This is a genomic window from Thiofilum sp. (assembly GCF_016711335.1).
In the GTDB taxonomy this organism is placed as follows: Bacteria; Pseudomonadota; Gammaproteobacteria; order Thiotrichales; family Thiotrichaceae; genus Thiofilum.
This window is the reverse complement of record NZ_JADJTF010000001.1, coordinates 2,555,374-2,571,380: the sequence shown is the minus strand read 5'-3', so window position 1 is coordinate 2,571,380 and position 16,007 is coordinate 2,555,374. Positions and strand designations below refer to the sequence as shown.

15 protein-coding genes are annotated in these 16,007 nt (G+C 41.9%); 8 read left to right on the top strand and 7 right to left on the bottom strand.

What is annotated here, in order from left to right; genetic code table 11:
- The first annotated feature begins 135 nt into the window (after positions 1 to 135).
- Genes IPL34_RS12230 through IPL34_RS12210 form a run of 5 tightly spaced genes read left to right on the top strand, consistent with a single transcriptional unit; the run spans position 136 to position 4,239 of the window.
- Entirely contained in the window at positions 136 to 1,011 is an 876-nt protein-coding gene (locus IPL34_RS12230; RefSeq protein WP_296841728.1) for a branched-chain amino acid ABC transporter permease, read from the top strand.
- 4 nt (positions 1,012 to 1,015) lie between these two features.
- A complete protein-coding gene (locus IPL34_RS12225; RefSeq protein ID WP_296841727.1) occupies positions 1,016 to 1,996 on the top strand; it encodes a branched-chain amino acid ABC transporter permease in 981 nt (326 codons plus the stop codon).
- Positions 1,993 to 2,772 carry an ABC transporter ATP-binding protein gene (locus tag IPL34_RS12220; RefSeq protein ID WP_296841726.1) on the top strand — a complete coding sequence of 260 codons (780 nt, stop codon included), beginning with the start codon at positions 1,993 to 1,995 and terminating at the stop codon, positions 2,770 to 2,772. Before IPL34_RS12225 ends, IPL34_RS12220 begins: the two co-directional genes overlap by 4 nt.
- Before the next feature lie 3 nt (positions 2,773 to 2,775).
- Entirely contained in the window at positions 2,776 to 3,498 is a 723-nt protein-coding gene (locus tag IPL34_RS12215) for an ABC transporter ATP-binding protein (protein ID WP_296841725.1), read from the top strand.
- Positions 3,499 to 3,501: 3 nt separating this feature from the next.
- Complete coding sequence (locus tag IPL34_RS12210) at positions 3,502 to 4,239, top strand: aspartate/glutamate racemase family protein (RefSeq protein WP_296841724.1); 738 nt, start codon at positions 3,502 to 3,504, stop codon at positions 4,237 to 4,239.
- Between the two features lie 95 nt (positions 4,240 to 4,334).
- Here the strand turns inward: IPL34_RS12210 and IPL34_RS12205 are convergent, their stop codons facing one another.
- The 7 genes from IPL34_RS12205 to IPL34_RS12175 form a co-directional block, all read right to left on the bottom strand.
- On the bottom strand, positions 4,335 to 4,811 hold the full coding sequence (locus IPL34_RS12205) for a DUF3368 domain-containing protein (RefSeq protein WP_296841723.1): 477 nt from the start codon (positions 4,809 to 4,811) through the stop codon (positions 4,335 to 4,337).
- The gene (locus IPL34_RS12200; RefSeq protein ID WP_296841722.1) at positions 4,808 to 5,062 is read right to left on the bottom strand and encodes a UPF0175 family protein; all 255 of its coding nucleotides are present in this window, start codon (positions 5,060 to 5,062) and stop codon (positions 4,808 to 4,810) included. The genes IPL34_RS12205 and IPL34_RS12200 overlap by 4 nt, the downstream gene beginning before the upstream one ends.
- Before the next feature lie 67 nt (positions 5,063 to 5,129).
- On the bottom strand, positions 5,130 to 6,491 hold the full coding sequence (locus IPL34_RS12195; RefSeq protein WP_296841721.1) for a formylglycine-generating enzyme family protein: 1,362 nt from the start codon (positions 6,489 to 6,491) through the stop codon (positions 5,130 to 5,132).
- Between the two features lie 27 nt (positions 6,492 to 6,518).
- Positions 6,519 to 9,551: a formylglycine-generating enzyme family protein gene (locus IPL34_RS12190; RefSeq protein ID WP_296841720.1), complete on the bottom strand. Its 3,033-nt coding sequence runs from the start codon at positions 9,549 to 9,551 to the stop codon at positions 6,519 to 6,521.
- 1 nt (position 9,552) lies between these two features.
- Entirely contained in the window at positions 9,553 to 10,515 is a 963-nt protein-coding gene (locus tag IPL34_RS12185) for a MoxR family ATPase (RefSeq protein WP_296841719.1), read from the bottom strand.
- 9 nt (positions 10,516 to 10,524) lie between these two features.
- Positions 10,525 to 12,000, bottom strand: a complete 1,476-nt coding sequence (locus IPL34_RS12180) for a trypsin-like serine protease (RefSeq protein ID WP_296841718.1) — start codon at positions 11,998 to 12,000, stop codon at positions 10,525 to 10,527.
- 12 nt (positions 12,001 to 12,012) lie between these two features.
- On the bottom strand, positions 12,013 to 12,363 hold the full coding sequence (locus tag IPL34_RS12175; protein WP_296841717.1) for a trypco2 family protein: 351 nt from the start codon (positions 12,361 to 12,363) through the stop codon (positions 12,013 to 12,015).
- 161 nt (positions 12,364 to 12,524) lie between these two features.
- On the opposite strand from IPL34_RS12175, the gene IPL34_RS12170 reads away from it, so the two are divergent.
- The 3 genes from IPL34_RS12170 to IPL34_RS12160 are packed head-to-tail and all read left to right on the top strand — an operon-like array spanning position 12,525 to position 15,931.
- Positions 12,525 to 13,481 (top strand): TAXI family TRAP transporter solute-binding subunit, encoded by a 957-nt coding sequence (locus IPL34_RS12170; protein ID WP_296841716.1) that lies wholly within the window; start codon positions 12,525 to 12,527, stop codon positions 13,479 to 13,481.
- Positions 13,482 to 15,566: a TRAP transporter permease gene (locus IPL34_RS12165; protein WP_296841715.1), complete on the top strand. Its 2,085-nt coding sequence runs from the start codon at positions 13,482 to 13,484 to the stop codon at positions 15,564 to 15,566. It begins immediately after the preceding gene.
- Entirely contained in the window at positions 15,563 to 15,931 is a 369-nt protein-coding gene (locus IPL34_RS12160; RefSeq protein WP_296841714.1) for a DUF1850 domain-containing protein, read from the top strand. Before IPL34_RS12165 ends, IPL34_RS12160 begins: the two co-directional genes overlap by 4 nt.
- Positions 15,932 to 16,007: the final 76 nt, after the last annotated feature.

The window sequence follows — 16,007 nt, the reverse complement described above, 5'->3', positions numbered from 1 at the left end:
TACATTTCTTGGAGCAGTCTTGGCGGCATGGATGCCGCCTTGAAGTGTACAGGGAGGTATTCACAGCGACTGCGAAAGGAGTGCACGATTACTTTTTATTAGGCGCTTAATACCAGCTCACAAAGGAGTTTTATTATGGAGCAAATTATTGCTAATGGGCTGTATTTAGGGGCGCAATATGCTCTTATTGCACTCGGTCTTACCCTTATTTTTGCCCTGATGAATGTACTCAATTTTGCTCACGGGCAAATGTATGTACTCGGTGGTTTTGTCACTTATACTATTTATGGTCAACTAGGCTTACCATTTTGGTTAGGTCTATTAGCTTCAGCTCTGACTCTGGCTATTATTGGTGCTTTGTTTGAAATATTTTTATTTCGACCGGTCATTCAACGCTCCAAACGCGAAGAAAGCACTATGCTATTAGCTGCTGCTACTGCATTTTTATTAGATGCCATCATTTTATTACTCTTTGGTGAAAAGCAACGCGGTGTTCCTAAAATTTTAGATGGGGTATTCAATTGGGATTTTCGCATTATTATGCCTAATGATCGTATTGTGGTCGGGATATTAGCGATTACTTTCATTATTGCTTTTATTTTATTTATGCAATACACCAAACCCGGTCGTGCCATGCGTGCACTAGCCCAAGACCGTACCGCAGCAGAATTAATGGGAGTGCGCGTGCAGCGTTATTCTATGTATGGTTTTGCTTTAGGAGCGATGCTGGCAGGGTTAGTGGGTGGTTTATTAGTTGTTATCACAGGTGTCAGTTCGGGTATTGGTGGAGCGGTATCGATCAAGGCTTTTATGATGGTGATGATTGGTGGCGCTGGTGTGGTCTATGGTGCGATTGCGGGTGGTTTCATTCTTGGCATGATGGAGGCAGTAGGCTTAAGCGTATTGCGTGATTATGGCTATGGTGATCTGACCTATTTAATTATCTTTGCCACTTTAATGCTCTTTCTAGCCATTCGCCCGCAAGGGTTAATGGGTAAACCGTGGGGTTAATAGGATGAGAAAACTTGCTATTTTAGGTGCAATTATTTTTGCTTTCGTCCTATTTATGGCTATCCCTGCTGTAATTACGATGACTGGACGTAAAGACCTGTATTTTACTTTTACGTCAGTAGCCTTACTTTCTATTGCTAGTGCCGGAGTATGGCTCACCTTTTATATGGGACGTATTAATATTGGTCAAGGTGCTTATGCCTTAATCGGTGGTTATGTGGCAGGCATTTTAATGACCCAATATCAACTGTCTTTTTGGTTGAGCTTACCCCTAGCAGGTTTATTTTGTGTTTTCATTAGCATTTTAATTGGTTTACCTATTCTGCGCTTACGTGGTGTCTATTTTGCAATGGTAACTTTAGTTTCCACCGAAGTAGCTCGTTTAACCGCTATGGCTTTGCCGATTACTCAGGGTGCAAAAGGTTTAACCAATATTCCTTTGCCAGATGAATTATCGTTATTCGGCATGACTTTAATTCCGAGCTTTAGTTCTTTGAGTAACTCTAATCAAGGGTTTTATTTTCTCTCAGTCACTTTAATGTTAATAGCCTTTGCTTTAATGTATCGCTTAGTCACCTCGCGTTTTGGGCAGTTATGTTTATCATTACAACAAAATGAAGAGCTAGCCTCGTCTATTGGAGTCAATATTACTTCATTGCGTATTATTGCCTATGCTATTTCGTCCTTTTTAGGTGGCATTGGCGGGGCTATTTTTGCCTCCCTTTCGCAGTCTATTTATCCCTCTAGCTTTACTGTGCAAGACTCAGTGAATTTTATGCTGAATTGCTTCCTAGGTGGCTTAAATTATGTGTTTGGTCCTATATTAGGAACCTTTACCCTGTATTTTGGTTGGGATTTATTATTTCAAACTGGAAAATACCAGCTCCTGATTTACTCGATTATTATTATTTTACTCATGTTGTTTTTGCCAAATGGTTTGCTATCGATTCGGCTGTGGAAAGCTAAAGCGCGGGGTGCAGTATGAGTGAGCTAATGCAAATTGAGGGCTTAACGCGGCGCTTTGGTGGCTTGACTGCGGTCAATAATGTGAGTTTTAGAGTCCAAAACAATGAAATACTCTCCGTTATTGGTCCTAATGGAGCGGGTAAATCGACCTTATTTAAGCTGATTGCCTCGTTTTTAAAGCCCAGTGCCGGAGCGGTGAGCTTTCAAGGTAAACGTATTTCAGGCTTAGCGCCTCACACGGTAGCGCGTTTAGGCGTGGTACGTACTTTTCAGGAAACGACCATTTTTCGCGGTATGACGGTGCGGGACAATATTATTACCGCCCACCATTTACGTTCACGAGCCAGTTTAATGGGGTTCTTTTTGGGGACACGACTGGCTCGGCAAGATGAAGCCGCTTTTGCGGAGTCAACTGATCATATTTTGGAACTATTGGGACTGTATGAAGTGCGTCATGAATTGGCTAGCACCCTACCCCAAGGTCATTTACGTGCCTTAGGGATAGGGATTGGACTTGCGACCAATCCTAAAGTACTGCTGCTCGATGAGCCATTTGCGGGAATGAATCACGATGAAACCATGAAAACGGTAGAGCGGGTGGCACGGGTGCGTGATCAGGGCGTGACCTTATTATTAGTGGAGCACGATATGCCAGCGGTGATGAAAATCTCAGATTGGATTGTAGTACTCAATTTTGGAGAAAAGATTGCCGAAGGGACACCTGCTGAAATCCAAGCGAATGAGCGCGTGATTGAGGCTTATTTAGGTCATGAAGACGCTACTATTGGATTATAAGCGATGAATAACCCTACCTTACTTAGCCTCAAGCAAGTCGAATTGTATTATGACCATGTGTATGCACTTAAAGGGGTATCACTGGAGGTCAAACAAGGTGAAACCGTCGCGCTGATTGGAGCCAATGGAGCAGGTAAATCGTCGATTTTGCGAGCGATTACCGGATTGCGTAAATTACGTTCGGGTGAAATCTATTATGACGGTCAGCGCCTCGATGGTAAGCGCCCTGATGAGATTGTCGAATTAGGCATCAGTATGGTTCCCGAAGGGCGGCGCGTGTTCCCCTATATGTCGATTAAAGATAATCTGCTCATGGGCGCATTTACCCGCACCAATAAGGCTGAAATTGCCGATTCATTAGAGCGTATTTTGACACGATTTCCGCGCTTAAAAGAACGCTACCACCAACAAGCGGGCACACTCTCAGGTGGTGAGCAGCAAATGATGGTGATTGGACGCGCTTTAATGGCTAAGCCGCGCTTATTATTGCTGGATGAACCTTCACTCGGTATTGCGCCTAAATTAGTACAGGAAATCGCCCGCTCGATTATTGCTATCAATCAAGAAGAACAAGTCAGTGTGCTATTGGTTGAGCAAAACTCACGTATGGCATTGCGTATTTCCCAACGTGCCTATGCACTCTCGATAGGTGAAATAGCCTTAAGTGGTGACTCCGAGGCGATGCTAAATGATGAGCGTGTTAAGCAATTGTATTTAGGGGGCTAAGTGATGAAAATTGTGCTGATTAATCCGAATACCACTTCAAGCATGACCACAAAAGCAGCGCAGACAGCGCGTTCGGTCGCGGCGGCGGGTACGGTGATTGTGGAACGCACGCCCTCTATGGGTCCCGTTTCGATTGAGGGTTATTATGATGAAGTATTTTCGATTCCGGGCTTGATTGCCGAGATGCAGGCTGAGCCGGATGCCGATGGTTTTATTATTGCCTGCTTTGATGATACCGGACTGGATGCAGCACGGTGTATCACCGCTGCTCCGGTGGTTGGGATTGGTGAGGCAGCGTTTCATTTTGCTGCATTGTTGGGGGCTGAATTTGCGGTAGTGACTACCCTATCGCGCTCCATTCCAGCATTAAAACATAATTTGCTCAAATACGGTCTGGCGCATAAATGTGCCAAGGTGCGAGCCGCTGAGGTTCCGGTGTTGGAGCTGGAAAAAGAAGGCTCGGAGGCTTGTGGTAAAATCTCGTCAGTGATTGAGCAGTGTATTAAAGCAGATGGTGCTGAAGTGATTGTGTTGGGCTGTGCAGGTATGACTGATTTAGCCACGCAATTGTCTATGCAGCACGGTGTGCCTGTGGTTGACGGGGTAGTGAGTGCAGTGAAATTAATTGAGGGGTTGGTCAGTGTAGGACTGAAAACCTCTAAGATTGGCGGGTATGCCAAGCCTTTGGCTAAGCCTTACTTGGGAGCGATGGAGGGGTTTGCACCGCATGACAAGCTTTAAGTGATGCTATAAACGATAAGCCCCTAAGGGATCACTCTCGGTATAATGGCAACCTTCAAATAGATCAGCTTTAGGGGTTTTGCCACTGGTTTTAACTACTCTCCTACTTGCCGTGCGAGTCTACGAATCAGCTCAGGATGATAACGAATACCTTGTTGTACCATTTGATTCGCTGCTGAGGTAAAAGAATCAAGCCATCCTTGTTGTTTGGATTTCAATAAAATTCCTAAAGTCCCTACCACTTTGAGACCTAAATACTCAGCTAAATTGCGCCCTGCTTTTTCATCAATAATCAACCAATCCGCAGCATAGCGTTTAGCCATATCAATGGTATGCCTTTCCCCTAAGTCAAGCTCTAATAGAATAGTTGAATAAAGTAGTGGTAATGATTTAACAGGCTTTACCCATTCTAGAGAGTACAAATCAGGTACAGTAATTCGACCACCTACACCACACTCTGCTATTACTTCCTCAACTACATAAACCTCATTAAAACACTGCTGCATAAGGCTCAGGCGATTAATACTGGAAAGAGCAATAAATGGCGTAGTATTGCAAAAAACGATACTCATAATAGTGCTGTTTCTCGGTTAAAATCGTCTTCTGAGTTTTCTAATAATACTGCTCCAGCATCCCATGCTAATTGTAGAAAATGAGCACGCGGTATACATAACCAACTAGCAGCCGTACCAGAACTCATGCGCCCCTCTTTGAATAGGCTAATAGCGGCTTGACGTTTTAGATAGCTAGCAAAACTTTCTGCATTTAAGCTCAGCCCAATCAATATTTCGGGCGGACAGTCGATTTCGATAGTACGTTTCATAGGCTTAGTCCAGCTTGTAAGGTGTATAGCAAGAGTATACTACGATGGGTCGCAAATCAGAGGTGTTTCAGTTTAGTAAGGCTAGTCTAAAACCGATGTACTGTCGGCGGGTTTTTGCTGGTTCGCGCCAACGTACCGCAGAGCGTACCCCGCGACCAATTTCATGATAAGAGCCTCCACGTAAAACATGTGATTGCCCCTTATCTTGAATTTTTTCAGTCGTAATGAGTGGGTCAGTGACAGCTTCTATTCCCAGATTCTCACGCCATATATCCTCGCACCACTCCCAAACATTACCCAGCATGTCATATAGTCCCCAAGGGTTACAGGGATAATTTTTCACGGGATTGGGTGTTTTTAAGGCTCCCTCACCCCATGTTTGCCAAGCATTATTGCCACGATAGTTGGTTTTAGCTAAATCAGGTGTATCTCCATAGTATAAAGGAGTTGTAGTACCTGCCCGACATGCATATTCCCACTCTGCATCCGAAGGTAGACGCGCTTTGAGATCAGGATGAAGTTGATTAAATCGTTCTATGAAATTCTTTGCTTCTAACCAAGATACTTTTGTTACAGGAGTTTGAGCAGCATTTTTTATATTTGAAAAGAAACTAGGGTTGCTACCCATAACAAGCTGGTATAACTCTTGTGTTACTGGTGTTTCACTCAACCAAAAACCTTTAGTTAAGATTACTTGATGATAGCTTTCAGTCTCGTAACGATTCTTTTCGCTAGCCGACGTACCCATCCAAAATGTGCCTGCTGGCATCCAACGAAACACGTATCTGACCTCGGCAGAATCGCCGTAGCGTAATTTGTCTTGTCCTTTGATGAGATGTGGTGGTTTTTTTAGAGTAAGTGCTTGCCAGAGTCCGTATTGATCTTGTCCCCAAGCACTAGCCCACACATAAGGGAATGCAGGGTAGAAAATGGTATACCCATAGGCTTGTTGGTTTTTGGGTGGCTTATTTTGTGGTAAACCCTCTGAATACTCGTATAGCTTTAGGTTTTTTAATAAGTAATCTGATAACTCTTTACTGATTTTTCCTAGGTAAAAGTTTTGCTTACCAGAACCATTTTTATCAAAGGGCGAGTTTTCATCTTTAGGTAAAAGGGGCTTAATTTCATCAAAAAACGGTTTCGGATCAAATGCAGATACTCTTTTAAACTCCACATTAACACGCCAACCTGGTCTCGCATTTTTACCATTATCTGACTTAGGAATAAAAGTATCATAACAAACTGACTTAGCCACTCCAACTGCTTGAATAGCTCCCAAGGCATAAGAAAATATGAGATCATTAGGGCAAACAGTTTTGAGGTTTAAACTGGTTTTTCGTTGGCTTTCACCCGTGCGAATATAACCATTAGTTACCACCTCCTTTTCAAAATTATAACCTTGATTAACCCAAAAATACTGCCTTTCCATATTAAACCAGCCTTTTTTTTAACCAACTTAGCTTCCTTGCTCTATATCTGAATAAGCCTTAAGCATTGCTTCATAAATTTGCTTAGAAGACCATTTCTTTGATAAATAACTATTAGATGAAATATTTTTGATAAGGTGAGCTGGTTCAATTTGATTTATACATAAGCGGAAACCAACAAAATTTTCTTGTGAGTCTTTTTTTTGAAAAAAACGACAAGCTGAGCGAGTACGCCTATCATCTGAATACCAGCTTCCACCACGTACTATATAAGCCTCTTGATTATCTGATGTTTGAATACCATCTCTTTCAATATTAGAGAAATTACTAAACCTGTCCAGCTTTTCTAAATAAACGTCTTCACACCACTCCCAGATATTGCCATGCATTTCATAAAGTCCCCAAGAGTTAGGTGGCAGTGATTTAACAGGAATAGTTTTTTTTCGGTACAATCTTTGATGAGCATTAGGGGGAAACTGAATATCATTATAATTAACCTGATTAGGACTAATCTCGGATCCAAAATAAAAAGCGGTCGTAGTTCCTGCACGACAACTATACTCCCATTGAGCTTCAGTTGGTAAAGATATATACAAGTTAGGTAATAAAACTTTTAGTTTTTTAATAAAGTCTTGTGCATCATTCCAACTTGTCTGCTCGACAGGGTTTCGCTCATCATCATTAAAATAGCTAGTATTATTACCCATAACCAGCTGCCATAACTTCTGCGTTACAGCAGTATCAGCTAACCAAAAGCTTTTATCTAAATTAACTTGGTTTAATATCTCGTCATCATATCTTCCTTCTTCATCCTCAGGTGAACCCATCATAAAACTACCTGCTGGAATAAAGCGAAAACGTTGGGTAACTTTTGATTGTTTTTCTTTGATAATTTTCACTAACTTTTTGAATCTTATATCCTCAACACTTCCATCCCACTCAACTAAATCACCATGTATAACACCTGCAACCGGTTCAAAAGACTTAGCAGCCGAATCAAATAAAATAGGCAGAATAGGAATTTTGCTCTTAATAGCTCTATCTATCTCTGATCTTACATAATCTGAACTCAATGTATTATTAGTCACAATCAAGATAAAGACATCAAGACTATTTAACAACTCAATAAAACTTGATATTGAATCGCCTTGTTTTAAATTTCCATCTGAAATAGTAAAAACCCTCTGTGAGTTTAAACCCTTAACCAGCAAATCAAGAAGGCGTTTATCACTCGTACCATAAGATATATAAATGCTTTTAGTCACTTCTAAATCCCCATACACCCCAAACTCATCCCTCCCAATCTCACTCGCCCACTCTGGTTTCTCCATCTGCCCCAAATACAACGTCTCCGCATCCGTGCGCAAAACCAACTCACCCTCACTCGGCAACTCACACAACACCTGAAATGCTGGCTCATCCTCAGCAAAACGAAAAGTCTGCTTAAACGCCCCCGCCTCCACATATAACAACCCACGCCGATACTTAATATCCGCCAAGCGCCCCCCAATCTTCAGGAACGGATGCGCCACCTGCCCCAACGTCAACTGCTGTCCCTGTTGATAAATCCGCAACACACGCTCAGGCAAACTACTAGGCTTTAATACTTGTGGATCAATGGCATAGGGCAAATCCTTATCCGCATACAAACGCCCAGTAATACGCTGCAAACACTCCCCTACGTTTGGATTATTCCATGCTGGTTCCGGTAAACGCTTAGACATACGCTTAAACCAAGCACGAGTATTACTCTCTAAGCCGTACTCTAGCTCAGACTGTTGGTCTAAATAACGAATATAGCCCTCTGCATCTTGCCAATCTGTTTCCGGCACTAAAGCTCGACTACCCTCGTCTAAACTCATTATTTCTTCATACCAAACCTGCTCCGCTAAGGGCGCTCGCCACTCACGAATGAGGTCTAAAACGGTTTGTTTCACTGCATCAGGATAGTGCTTAAACTGCTCCAAACGCTGCTTACGACCATCACTATTCAAAGTTGCCGCCACACTAGAAGGCTCAATCACCTCTACGTGCTGCCAAACCGCCGCCTCAACCTCGATAGGAAATTTAAAACCATGTTGGGCGAGCGCTAAACGCACACTACGCAATAAAGCAGGCTCTAAGCGAATGACCGGGGCTAAAAGTGTTAATAATTTATCCGCTTGAGCGCGTAAAGTAGACTTATCCGTTTTAGCCATATGTCGTGTGGGTTGCCACGATACGATTTCAAATAACTTTCGTAAGCGCTTATCACAAGCTTCCGCGTGGCAGGGTGTAATGGCAATTAGCTTACAACCTAAACGCTCATATACCTTCCCCACCTGCCACCAAAAACTAATAGACTCATAAGGTTGATCGGCTAATGCCCCTAAATCACTAAACACCAGCACTACACTATTTTCGGGAATAGTCGCTTCAATAAAAGACTGCCCCTCCTGCACTACTTCATGGCTATAGGCATAATCCGGTAAGTGGGCTTGAAGGACTTGTGTATATAAGGATTGATCTAACCAATACGGCACTAAATGCAAATGGTGATCTTCAATAATATGCAAATGCCTCCCTAAACTACGGCGCTGACGATGTGGTAAGTGATATAAGTACTCGCCCTTACTTACCTTTTTAACAATACGCTGTATATCGATTTCACGACTATGACGCTGATGTTTTAAATGCTGAAATAAACGCGGTAATAAATAACGCGGCGAAGCTAAAGGATAAAATTTAGGTTTTTGAGAAGGTCGATCCCGCCATTGAGGAACAGCGAGTGGTGAGGTAGCTGGCTCGGCTGGGTTATGAGTGGTTTCACGCATTTCACTACGCTCTACCACCCAAAATAAGGCGTTGAGTTGTGACTGTGTTGGAGAGGGTTGCCAATTAGTTTCTAAATCAACCGTGCCAGAAAGACCAGACCCAGTGCTTATTGACTCACGTTTAATAATATCATCTTGATTCGCCTCTAAACGTAATTGTTTAGCCAAAAAACCTGCAATAGCTGGCTGCTCTAGTTCGAGTACTGCTAATAAATCCGCTCGATTTAAACAACTGCGTGACTGTTTCATGTTACTTTCTATGAAAACCAGTATGTTTTCGGTAGGTATATTTACGTAATTGCTCTAAATACTCTTCTAGTGCTTTACCTGTTGTTTTTGTTTTCTCACTTAAACGCTGTAAACCACGCAATACGTCAAAATACTCTGCTTGCCCCGGCAGAGGAGATAAATGATTGCTCTTAGCAAATTGTCTGTCCGTTACTAGATCTTCAGCAGCTTTCTGAAAAATACTGTCATTTAATCGAGGATAAAACTTAGCATTACTTTGCGCCCGCTTAACTAAAAAGGCTATTTGATCTGTCTCACTTTCAGGAAAATGTAAATGCAAAGACAAACAACGCCGCACAAATGCATCGGGCAAAGCTCGCTCTTCATTAGTGGTAATCATCACCAAAGGCTTTGCACCTGTACACTCTACCACTTCATCTAAGCCCTGAGGTTGAAAGCGATGAGCACCTAGTGCTTCTAATAAACCATTTGGTACATCACTATCGGCCTTATCAATTTCGTCAATCAGCACTACCGCGCCATTGTTAATATCACACTCTTTGCTTATAGGTTCCTGACGTTTACAAGCTATCGCGCGTTCTTTGGCAGACTCCCAATTAAGCGCCCACCATAACACGCTGGGCATAATAAAGTTTTTAACTGCTAATGCTTCGCGGTTGCTAGCATCTTTTAAAATCTGTGCTTCAGCTAAACGAGCTACCGCATCAAATTGCCATAATAAATCTCGTGCTTCGGTTTTAGCATCCGCTACAAAATGTAAAAAAGGACGTTTAAGTTGTTTTGCGACTGCTTTAGCTAATTGACTCTTACCAATGCCGGGTTCACCCCAAATCAATAGCGGGCGATTAATAGCCAGTGCTGCATTGACTGCATTAATCATATCCTCCTCTAACACATGAAAAATGGTATCACCTATATCGTTAGTGATTTCAATATGAGGTAGGTTATTGTCTAGCAGTTGCATAGTAGTCCTTTAATAAAACTCTTGAGTCTCGGCAAGTTGAAAAAACAAATCTCGCTCATTTTTGATTAGTAAGACATCTCTTTTTAATGATAACTGAACAATCTCTGGGTACTTAAGCTTAAGCTCTACTGCAAACTGCCTCATTCTTTGGTTTTCATCTTCGTTTTTGCCAAAAATAAAAATCCAATAATACGAAGGCGCTTTACCATCTCTACGCCTTAACTCACTTTGAATTAGTAACTGTACTTCTTCCGTATCAAATTCAGAGTATGAGGGTTCATCAGTTATCTTAAATAACTCTTTGTCTATTGCTATATGCATAGCACCTAAATTACAGTTTTTTCCAAATCGATTTTTTAAATCCAAATCAATATCAGCAATATTCTTTTCAGTACTCACCACACCCGCTTCAGGAGCAACGGGTAAACGATACCGCCCTGCACGAGCAGTTAACTTATTATCATTAGAAAATACTCGGAAACAAGCTTCTCTTTTATCAAAGGCTGCCATTAGCATTTCAGCCGATAAATCAGTAGCATAAGGTAAAACCACAACTCCTGCTTCGGGATTTTTATTATTGCTTATAAATGGAATATAGCTACGATCAAAAATGCAGGGCAATAATAATCTTAGTAATCTAGAAAAAACTTTCTTAGTATTATCATCATGGTTTTTTTGTAGTTTATAAATCAATTGAATTAAAGTGGATATAGGTTTCTTAGTCAACTGCTCGATTATAAACTCCGAATCTTCTTTATAACCACTAGCCTCGGTTACTAACTCACTAAGCAAATAGCTTGCCATAACTGGATAGTTTTTTAGATGCTTAATCGCCTCAGAAAAATCAACACTTGGCTTACTAAAACCCAGACAACTACAGAAGTCCGCATCATTTGCTAACAACCAAGGAATTGAAACAGCTTCTAATTGTGCATCCATCCACTGATTATGCACAGTAACCAATCCAATCAACCTTTTATTTAGCAAACTAAAAACTGGTGCACCAGACATACCAGCCCATCCATCTTGCATTTTTTCTTTTTCTAGACTTACCTCATTAGTCGTACTGTCTAAATTTAAAGAAACTACTACACCTTCCAAATTTACATTTAAAGAACCTGTAGAACCCTTTTTTAAAAATCCTTCAACACGAGGAAAACCAACAGACTCCCAGCCAGTACGCGCACTAGGTAACTGGTACGCTAACATGGTTGGACTGTAAAGCACTTGTATTTTTTCGGGAAATTCACACTTTAAAACTGCTATATCATACTCCTGCCATTTTTGATGACTAAGAATCTCTTTAACTTCGCAGAAACAACAAGGCTCTTCAGATAATGGATTTTCAAACCATTGTAGCTGGAGATCTTTAGCTTGTAATTCTTCTACAACATGCCACGCAGTTAAAATCAAACCATTATCTATTGGATAACCAGTTCCAATAGGCTCATCAGCATAAATTCTTGCAACTAAACGTGGTTCCATAAGACTTAGCCATTAATTAGTATCAGGTTTAGGTTTAGGTTTGCGAGCGGTAACTTTAACTTTTCCACCTCTCCCTGTTGCTGGATCAGGGTTAGCCTCATCAATAGGATCTAATATCAATTTAATTTTATGGGTGTTAGAGGACTTTCTTTTAACCCCGCTTTTAGCATCAATATCAACAACCCAAAACTTAATTTTACCGCCACCCTCACCACCAATCTCCCAATCTACTTGGGTTTGTAGCTCAACTTCGATGGATTTGGTTTCAAAACGAATATCCTGTCCTTCGCCTGCGCGTTGCGCCAACACTAACTCTTCACGCAATGCCTTAATCACCGCAGCTAACTCTAATTTTTGTGCCATAGGGGTTTGCTCTCATTCCAATTGGAAACCTCCTTTATATTGCTTAAAACAGCATCAAGCAAGTGTAAAACCAAGAGTATTTTAGCTATTGCTTAAGCCTATTGGCAGGGAAGGTTTTTCTCTGTTAGTCTGTGAATACCAATAGGAAGGAGAACACCACGATGAAATTAGCCTTAGCTAAAACGGTACGCATCAGCGCTCTAGCATTAGCGCTCTCACTCGCTGCAACACAGGCTCATGCCGAACAATTTATTAATATCCTCACCGGAGGCACATCCGGCGTTTATTACCCCCTAGGTGTCGCTCTTTCTAAAATCTATGGCACTAACATAGAAGGCGCTCGCACTCAAGTGCAAGCCACTAAAGCCTCGGTAGAAAACCTTAATCTACTGCAACAAGGCAAAGGGGAACTCGCATTTGCCTTAGCTGACTCAGTGAAAATGGGTTGGGAAGGCGATACAGAAGCCGGATTTAAAGGTAAGCTCGACAAACTCCGTGCCGTCGCCGCCATTTATCCCAATTATATTCAAGTGGTCGCTGCTAAAGACTCCGGTGTTAATGTTCTGACTGATTTAAAAGGCAAAAGCCTCTCGGTAGGCGCCGCTAAATCCGGTACTGAACTCAATGCCCGTGCCATTTTTACAGCCGCAGGCATGAGTTATAGTGATTTATCCAAAACCGAATACTTACCTTTTGCCGAATCAGTAGAGCTAATGAAAAATCGTCAATTAGACTCTACTTTACAATCGGCAGGCTTAGGGGTTGCTTCTTTAAAAGATTTAGCCACCTCGGTAGCGATCAATGTAGTCGCTATTCCTAAAGAGATTGTCGAGAAAATAGGTAATCCTTATATTGCCACGACTATTCCTGCCGGTACTTATCAAGGTCAAGATAAAGAGGTAGAAACAGCGGCAGTCACTAATATTCTAGTCACACATTCTGAAGTATCTGACGATACTGCATATCAGATGACTAAGTTGATGTTTGAAAACTTGGAAGAATTAAAAGCCGCTCATAAAGCCGCCTCTGATATTAAAATCGAAGAGGCTATTAAAAACCTACCCATTCCTTTACATCCGGGCGCTGAAAAGTTTTATAAGGAAAAAGGTTTGCTCTAAATGCAAACCGTAAACCACCACGGTAGTAGCGTTGATGCGGTTTTGCATCAACCTTTAGAAGGAGGCTTTCCCGCTAATATCCAGGGGAAAGTGCTCTTTTGGCTGGCAGTCACCTTCTCTTTATTTCAGATTGCTACCGCCGCTCACCTCATTGATTTACCTAGCCAAATAGTCCGTGTGGTGCATGTGGGCTTTTTATTGCTCATGGTATTCCCGCTAATTGCTAATGCTAAAAGTACCTCCCCACTAACTCATAAGATTGCTTGGGGCTTAGCATTGCTGGCAGTAGGTATCGCTATTTACCATTGGGTCGAATATAACGCACTCCTATTACGTGCGGGTGATCCTTTGCCTCGTGATATAGCGATAGGTATTATTTCACTGGCTTTAATTTTTCTTGCCACTTATTTAGCGATGGGTATTGCCCTACCGATTATTGCCGGATTATTTTTAGCCTATTGCTTATGGGGAGAATACCTACCCTCGCCTTTAAACCATCGCGGTTATGATTTAGCTCAGGTCATTGATCATATGGCGTTTGGTACGGAAGGTATTTATGGTATTCCTATTTTTGTGTCCTCTTCGTATATCTTTTTATTCATTCTATTTGGCGCTTTTTTAGAAAAAGCGGGAATGATTAAACTCTTTACCGATATATCACTAGGCTTAGTAGGTCATAAACAAGGAGGTGCTGCAAAAGTTGCCGTCATTTCATCTGGCTTAATGGGCACGATTTCCGGCTCTGGGGTAGCTAATGTCGTTACTACCGGACAATTTACCATTCCACTGATGAAACGTTTTGGCTATAAATCAGCGTTTGCAGGTGGTGTAGAGGCTACAGCGTCCATGGGTGGTCAAATCATGCCCCCTGTAATGGGTGCTGTGGCTTTTATTATGGCGGAAACCTTAGGCGTGGAATATCACGAGGTCGTCAAAGCAGCTCTTATTCCCGCAATTCTCTACTTCTATTCTGCATTTTGGATGGTGCATTTAGAGGCTGGCAAAAATCATTTGTACGGCTTACCTAAAGACGAATTACCTTCTGCACTAGCTGCTTTAAAAGCACAATGGCATTTAATCATTCCACTGGCGATTTTAGTTTACTTACTATTCTCAGGCTATACTCCCTTATTTGCCGGAACGGTTGGCTTAGCCCTCACGGTATTATTAATCTTGGGTGGCTCTATAGCATTAGGCTTATCTAGTAATCTTATCCGAATTATCTTCTGGATAGGCTTAGGTTTAATGATGGCTGCCCTACTTAAGAGTGGTATTAATATTGTATTTGTCACACTCATAGTCTTAGGCGTATTAATACTATGGAACTTAAGCACTCAAGGTGGTCGTGAAACACTAAAAATCTGTATTGATTCTTTAGCTGAAGGGGCAAAAACCGCCCTACCCGTCGGTATAGCCTGTGCTATTGTCGGTATTGTGATTGGTACGATGACTTTAACGGGTGCAGCGAATACTTTTGGGCAATTTATTGTGTCAGTAGGCGATAAAAGCCTATTTTTATCTTTATTACTCACTATGCTGACTTGTATTATTTTAGGTATGGGTATTCCTACCATCCCCAATTATATTATCACCTCCTCCATTGCTGGCCCTGCTTTATTAGAATTAGGAGTGCCTTTAATTGTCAGTCATATGTTTGTGTTTTATTTTGGTATTTTGGCTGACTTAACCCCTCCTGTCGCTTTAGCTTGTTTTGCAGCCTCACCCATTGCCAAAGAAAGTGGTTTAAAAATTTCATTGCAAGCGGTAAAGATTGCCGCAGCAGGGTTTGTCTTACCTTTTATGGCAGTTTATAGCCCGGCATTAATGTTACAAAGCTCTGATCCCTTAGCCATCCTTTATATTGTCATTAAGGCGGTACTAGCGATTAGTTTATGGGGCATGGCTATTATTGGTTATTTGCGTTTTCCTCTCACGATTGTAGAGCGTCTCATCGCAACCGCCGCCGCCTTAAGTTTAATTATGGCTTTACCTCTAACCGATGAAATAGGTTTTGCCCTAGCTGCTCTATTAGCGTTATGGCTGTGGTTTAAACTCAAAAAACAGCAGCCGAGTATTCAGTCTTGAGTATTTGCGTGCTATTAGCGGCGAGCACTTTGCAATGGAGTGTGAATGCATTCAGTTTAAACTGGGTGCATTCGGTAGAAAAAGTGGCATGGCAAGAATCGTGGCGCGTAGAACCACAAGGATTAGTGCTGGAAAGCGCACGCATTAAAGGCTCTGGTGCAGGTATGGAACCTGCGGAGGACGCTGTATTAAAAAATGGCTGGTGGGAATGGCATCCGCATTTACCCCCCTTGCCTGAAATTGTACTGGCTAACTCCAATGCCACCGTAAGTCATTGGCAATTATGTGCTGAGGGCAAAGCATGTGTGGAATTAAATAATCAAACGCTAGAAGTGATTCGGATTCAGACGTGCTCTACACCCTAGTGCTACACAAACTTCTCAACATAAGCCAAGAATAAGTACTTGAGTCAAAGTAATCGTATATTTCCTCCGCAGGCGC